We start from the raw sequence: 6,000 nt of genomic DNA on the forward strand, positions 1-6,000 counted from the left end.
ACAGTCCATGATTGCAAGTAAGAATGTCAGGACAAACTATTGACACAGCACCGTGATGCGAGGCACAGTCATATCCAGCCACCCACCTACTCGTCGGAGTGACTTTGATGACCAATCAGCCATTTGACGTCCTCGCCATCGGGCGATCCGGCGTCGACGTGTATCCACTCCAGGTCGGTGTCGGCCTGGAGGACGTCGAGACGTTCGGAAAGTTCCTCGGCGGAAGCGCCGCCAACGTCGCGGTCGCCGCTTCGCGGCTCGGCAATCGTGCTGCCCTGATCTCCGGCGTCGGTGACGATCCGTTCGGCCGGTTCGTCCGCGCGGAACTCGCCCGTCTCGGTGTAGACAACCGCTACGTGGCCACCCACGGCGAGTTCCCGACGCCGGTGACGTTCTGCGAGATCTTCCCCCCCGACGACTTTCCGCTCTACTTCTACCGAAAGCCGAGCGCTCCGGATCTGCAGATCAACCCCGGGGACATCGACGCCGACGCGGTCCGGTCTGCGGGGCTGTTGTGGGCGACGGTCACCGGACTGTCCGAGGAGCCAAGTCGGAGCGCGCACTTCGAAGCGTGGGAAGCTCGCGGCGGGAATACCGAAAGCCGCGCGCCGCTCACGGTTCTCGATCTCGACTACCGGCCGATGTTCTGGGCTTCGCCGGCGGACGCCACCGAGCAGGTTCAGCGCGCGCTGGCTCACGTCACCGTCGCCGTCGGCAACCGGGAGGAGTGTGAGATCGCCGTCGGCGAGTCGAACCCGCACAAAGCCGCCGACGCGCTGCTCGACCTGGGTGTCGAGTTGGCGATCGTCAAACAGGGCCCCCGGGGTGTGCTCGGCAAGAGCAGGCACTCATCGGTCACAGTGGCACCCAACGAGGTTGACGTCGTCAACGGCCTCGGCGCCGGCGACTCCTTCGGTGGGAGCCTGTGCCACGGCCTGCTCAACGGATGGCCGCTGGAGAAGACGCTGCGCTACGCCAACGCCGCCGGTGCCATCGTCGCCGGCCGACTGGAGTGCTCGACCGCCATGCCGACCGCCGCAGAAGTAGCCGAGTTGGCCGAGCAGACCGCAGTAGGAGCCGTCAATGTCTGATTCACCCATGTGTGCCGACTACCCCGCGGTCACCGAGATCCGAGCCACGGACCCCGCGGCGGTCGCCCGGGCCTGGCAGCAGCGGTCGACCCGACCGACGTTGCGCGACAACGGAAAACTAATGATCGTCGCCGCTGATCACCCGGCCCGCGGCGCCCTGGCGGTCGGCGCACGCCCCACCGCGATGAACAGCCGCACCGATCTGCTGGATCGGTTGCGCGCAGCGCTCGCCGATCCGGGCGTCGACGGCGTGCTGGCCACCGCGGACATCCTCGACGACCTCGTGCTCCTGGGCGCACTCGAGGGCAAGGTCGTGTTCTCGTCGTTCAACCGGGGCGGGCTCGCGGGGTCGTCGTTCGAACTCGACGACCGGATGACCGGCGCCACCGCTGCATCGACGGCGGCCGCAAAGATGAACGGCGGAAAGATGCTGTGCCGTATCGATCTCGATGACCAGGGCACGGTGGCCACGCTGGCGTCGTGCGCACAGGCCGTCGACGAACTCGCCGCGCACGGCCTGATCGCGATGCTGGAGCCCTTCATGTCCTCTCGGGTAAACGGCAAGGTCTGCAACGACCTGAGCCCCGACGCGGTGATCAAGTCCGTACACATCAGCCAGGGCCTGGGCGCCACGTCGGCCTACACCTGGATGAAGCTCCCCGTCGTCGACGAGATGGACCGGGTGATGGAATCCACCACAATGCCCACCCTGCTGCTCGGCGGGGATCCGACCGATCCCGACGAGGCGTTCGCAAGTTGGGAGAAAGCGCTGGCGCTTCCGTCGGTGCGCGGCCTGATCGTCGGCCGCACCCTGCTCTACCCCGCCGACGACGATGTGGGCTCTGCGGTCGCCACCGCGGTGGCGTTGGTGCGGTGATCATGCACAGCAATCTGTACATCCCCGCCGACAGTGGTGCCGCACCGTTCGCCGTCGCCATCACCCCCGAGGACGCCGGATGGTCGGAATCCTCCCTTCATGTGGTCGACCTCGACGACGCGCGGGAGGTGTCGCTGCACACCGGCGACGACGAGGTGATGATCCTGCCGCTGGCCGGTGCAGGCACAGTCGAGTGCGCCGGCGAGTCCTTCGAATTATCGCCGCGCGCTTCGGTTTTTGACGGTCCCGCCGACATGGTGTACCTGGGCATCAACCAGGCCTACAGCCTCAAGGGCCGGGGCCGGATCGCCATCTGCGGTGCGCGTGCGACGAATTCGTACCCCAACCGCCGGGTCGCCGCAGCCGACGTTGCCGTTGAGCTTCGCGGCGCGGGCAACTGCAGTCGCCAGGTACACAACTTCGGCACCGCCACCACGTTCGAGGCCGACTCGTTGATCGCCTGCGAGGTCATCACCCCCGGCGGGAACTGGTCGAGTTACCCCGCGCACAAGCATGACGAGAACACCGACGTGGAGACACAACTCGAGGAGATCTACTACTTCGAGATCGCCGACAGCCCAGCCGGCACAACGGGTTTCGGATACCACCGGGTGTACGGCACCCCGGAGCGGCCCATCGAGGTGCTCGAGGAGGTCCGAACCGGCGACGCCGTGCTGGTCCCCCACGGGTATCACGGTCCCTCCATCGCCGCACCGGGCCACCACATGTACTACCTGAACGTGATGGCCGGTTCAGGTCCCGACCGCGCATGGCTCATCTGTGACGATCCCAACCACACGTGGTTACGTGGCAGCTGGGAGCACCAAGAGATCGACCCCCGCCTCCCGTTCACTGCGTTTTCCGAGACCTCCTCCGCATCCAAAGGAGAATGACCCGTGGTTTCCACCGCGCCGAAGTCGACCGACAAGCTCGCCGACACCGAACCGACCGTCCCGCTCACGGTGGCTCAAGCCACGGTGCGGTTTTTGGCCAATCAGTACGTCGAGCGTGACGGCGAACGCCACAAGTTCTTCGCCGGGTGCCTGGGCATCTTCGGCCACGGCAACGTCGCAGGCATCGGCCAGGCGCTGCTACAGGACGAGATCGAGGCAGCCGAGGCGGGGCAAGAACCCGGCCTGAAGTACGTGCTGGGCCGCAACGAGCAGGCCATGGTGCACACAGCGGTCGCCTACGCCCGGCAGCAGGATCGCCTGCAAGCCTGGGCGGTGACAGCAAGCGTCGGTCCCGGTTCGACGAACATGCTCACCGGCGCGGCACTGGCCACGATCAACCGGCTGCCGGTATTGCTCTTGGCCTCAGATACTTTCGCCACGCGCGCGAGCTCGCCGGTGCTGCAGGAGTTGGAACTGCCGTCCAGCGGCGATGTCACCGTCAACGATGCCTTCAAGCCGCTGTCACGGTACTTCGACCGGGTGTGGCGTCCCGAGCAGTTGCCTGCCGCACTGCTCGGTGCGATGCGGGTGCTGACCGACCCCGCCGAGACCGGTGCGGCGACGATCTCGCTGCCCCAGGACGTCCAGGCCGAGGCGTTCGACTGGCCACAGTCCATGTTCGCCGAACGGACGTGGCACATCGCCCGGCCGATGCCGGAGCGCTCGATGATCACCCGCGCTGCAGAGGTGATCCGCGCGGCCACCAAGCCGTTGATCGTTGCCGGTGGCGGCGTCATCTACTCCGGCGCCGACAACACGCTGGCCGAGTTCGCCGGTCAGACCGGCATCCCGGTGTGCGAGAGCCAGGCAGGCAAAGGATCGCTGCTGCACGAGCATCCACAGAGTGTCGGTGCTGTCGGCTCCACGGGCACCACGGCCGCCAACGCGCTGGCCGGCGACGCCGATGTCATCATCGGTATCGGCACCCGGTACAGCGATTTCACCTCAGCCTCGCGCACCGCGTTCAACAACCCCGACGTCCGGTTCGTCAACATCAACGTGGCGTCCCTGGATTCGGTCAAACAGGGCGGCATCAGCGTTGTCGCCGACGCGCGCGAAGCACTCCAGGCGTTGAGCGTCGCCGTCGGTGACTACACCGTCAGCGACGAATATCGCACCCGCACAGCGGAACTGATGAGCGACTGGAACGACACAGTGTCGGCGGTGTACCGCACCGACGACGGCGCCGCACTGAATCAGAATCAGGTGATCGGCCTGGTCAACACCCTTTCGGATCCTCGTGACGTCGTGGTGTGCGCGGCCGGGTCCATGCCCGGGGACCTGCACAAGCTGTGGCGGCTGCGCGACCGCAAGGGTTATCACGTCGAGTACGGGTACTCCTGCATGGGCTACGAGATCGCCGGCGGCATCGGAGTGCGGATGGCTGCCCCGGACCGGGATGTGTTCATCATGGTCGGCGACGGTTCCTACCTGATGATGGCCACCGAACTCGTGACCGCGGTGCAGGAGGGCGTCAAGGTCATCCCGGTGCTGGTACAGAACCACGGCTTCGCCTCCATCGGCGGCCTGTCAGAGTCGTTGGGCTCGCAGCGATTCGGCACGGCCTACCGGTACCGCAGCGAAGACGGCCGCCTCGACGGCAACACGCTTCCGGTGGATCTGGCGGCCAACGCCGCGAGCCTGGGCGCCGACGTGATCCGGGTGACGACGGCCGCGGAGTTCTCGGATGCGGTGAAAGTCGCCAAGGCCGGCGAACGCACCACGGTGATCTATGTCGAGACCGACCCGATGATCTTCGCCCCCGACAGCCAGTCCTGGTGGGACGTCCCGGTCAGCCAGGTGTCAACGCTGGCCTCGACACAATCCGCTTATGAACGCTATTCGGATTGGAAGAAAGTGCAACGGCCACTGATCAATCCGTCCGATCGCTGAGGCTGCGATGTCTGACAGCAATGAATTGCGGGTCGCCGTTCTCGGTGTCGGAGTGATGGGCGCCGATCACGTCACCCGCATCACGTCGCGGATCTCGGGGGCCCGGGTCACCGTCGTGAACGACTACGTCACCGAGAAAGCCGAGCAGATCGCGTCGCAGATCGACGGCTGCCGCGCGATCGTTGATCCGCTCGACGCGATCGCCGACGCTGATGTCGACGCCGTGGTGCTGGCCACGCCGGGAAGCACTCACGAAATCCAACTGCTGGCCTGCCTCGAACACGGCAAACCCGTCATGTGCGAAAAGCCGCTGACCACCGACGTCGCCACCTCGCTGGACATCGTCCGACGGGAAGCCGCGCTGGATCGTCCGCTGATCCAGGTCGGCTTCATGCGTCGCTTCGACGACGAATACATGCGCCTGAAGGTACTGCTGGACGGCGGCGAGCTGGGCCGTCCACTGGTGATGCACTGTGTGCATCGCAACGCCAGTGTGCCGTCGTACTTCGACAGCTCGTTGATCGTCAAGGACTCACTCGTCCACGAGGTCGACGTGACGCGGTTCCTGTTCGACGAGGAGATCGTGAGTGTGCAGATCGTCAAACCGTTCTCCAATCCCGCAGCGCCGGAAGGCGTCATCGATCCCCAGATCGCCATCCTGAGGACCGACTCGGGAAAGCACGTCGACGTCGAACTCTTTGTCACCACCGGCGTGGCCTACGAGGTTCGCACCGAAGTGGTCGGTGAGAAGGGCAACGCGATCATCGGCCTGGACATCGGGCTGATCCGTAAATCCGCCCCGGCCACGTGGGGCGGGCAGGTGACGCCCGGGTTCCGTGAACGCTTCGGCCGCGCTTACGACACCCAGATCCAGCGCTGGGTCGACGCCGTCCGGGCCGGCATCAACGTCGACGGACCCACCGCGTGGGACGGCTACGCAGCCGCAGCCGTCTGCGCTGCTGGCGTCGAGTCACTCAAGAGCGGCCTGCCCGTCGCCGTGCACCTCGCAGAACGCCCCTAGACCGAAACATCATCAAGGAAAGAAGAAATCGATGACAAAGACCATTTCTCATTGGGTGGACAACAAGGAGTTCTCCGGGACCGGTAGTGGTACGGCGCCGGTGACGAACCCGGCGACCGGTGCGGTCACCGGGCAGGTGGCGTTGGCGACTGTGCAGGACGCGCA

At 65.8% G+C, this 6,000-nt stretch carries 5 protein-coding genes; all 5 read left to right on the plus strand.

What is annotated here, in order from left to right; genetic code table 11:
* Positions 1 to 107 precede the first annotated feature (107 nt).
* The 5 genes from iolC to WA944_RS10105 are packed head-to-tail and all read left to right on the plus strand — an operon-like array spanning position 108 to position 5,835.
* Positions 108 to 1,091: a 5-dehydro-2-deoxygluconokinase gene (gene iolC, locus WA944_RS10085; protein ID WP_526370476.1), complete on the plus strand. Its 984-nt coding sequence runs from the start codon at positions 108 to 110 to the stop codon at positions 1,089 to 1,091.
* Positions 1,084 to 1,968, plus strand: a complete 885-nt coding sequence (locus WA944_RS10090) for a Cgl0159 family (beta/alpha)8-fold protein (protein WP_526370478.1) — start codon at positions 1,084 to 1,086, stop codon at positions 1,966 to 1,968. Before iolC ends, WA944_RS10090 begins: the two co-directional genes overlap by 8 nt.
* A 2-nt stretch (positions 1,969 to 1,970) precedes the next feature.
* Positions 1,971 to 2,861: a 5-deoxy-glucuronate isomerase gene (gene iolB, locus WA944_RS10095; RefSeq protein WP_526370480.1), complete on the plus strand. Its 891-nt coding sequence runs from the start codon at positions 1,971 to 1,973 to the stop codon at positions 2,859 to 2,861.
* Between the two features lie 3 nt (positions 2,862 to 2,864).
* The gene (gene iolD, locus WA944_RS10100; protein ID WP_526370482.1) at positions 2,865 to 4,814 is read left to right on the plus strand and encodes a 3D-(3,5/4)-trihydroxycyclohexane-1,2-dione acylhydrolase (decyclizing); all 1,950 of its coding nucleotides are present in this window, start codon (positions 2,865 to 2,867) and stop codon (positions 4,812 to 4,814) included.
* 7 nt (positions 4,815 to 4,821) lie between these two features.
* Positions 4,822 to 5,835 carry a Gfo/Idh/MocA family protein gene (locus WA944_RS10105; protein ID WP_526646854.1) on the plus strand — a complete coding sequence of 338 codons (1,014 nt, stop codon included), beginning with the start codon at positions 4,822 to 4,824 and terminating at the stop codon, positions 5,833 to 5,835.
* Positions 5,836 to 6,000 lie beyond the last annotated feature (165 nt).

The sequence above is a fragment of the Mycobacterium sp. genome, assembly GCF_049683355.1.
Classification (GTDB): Bacteria; Actinomycetota; Actinomycetes; order Mycobacteriales; family Mycobacteriaceae; genus Mycobacterium.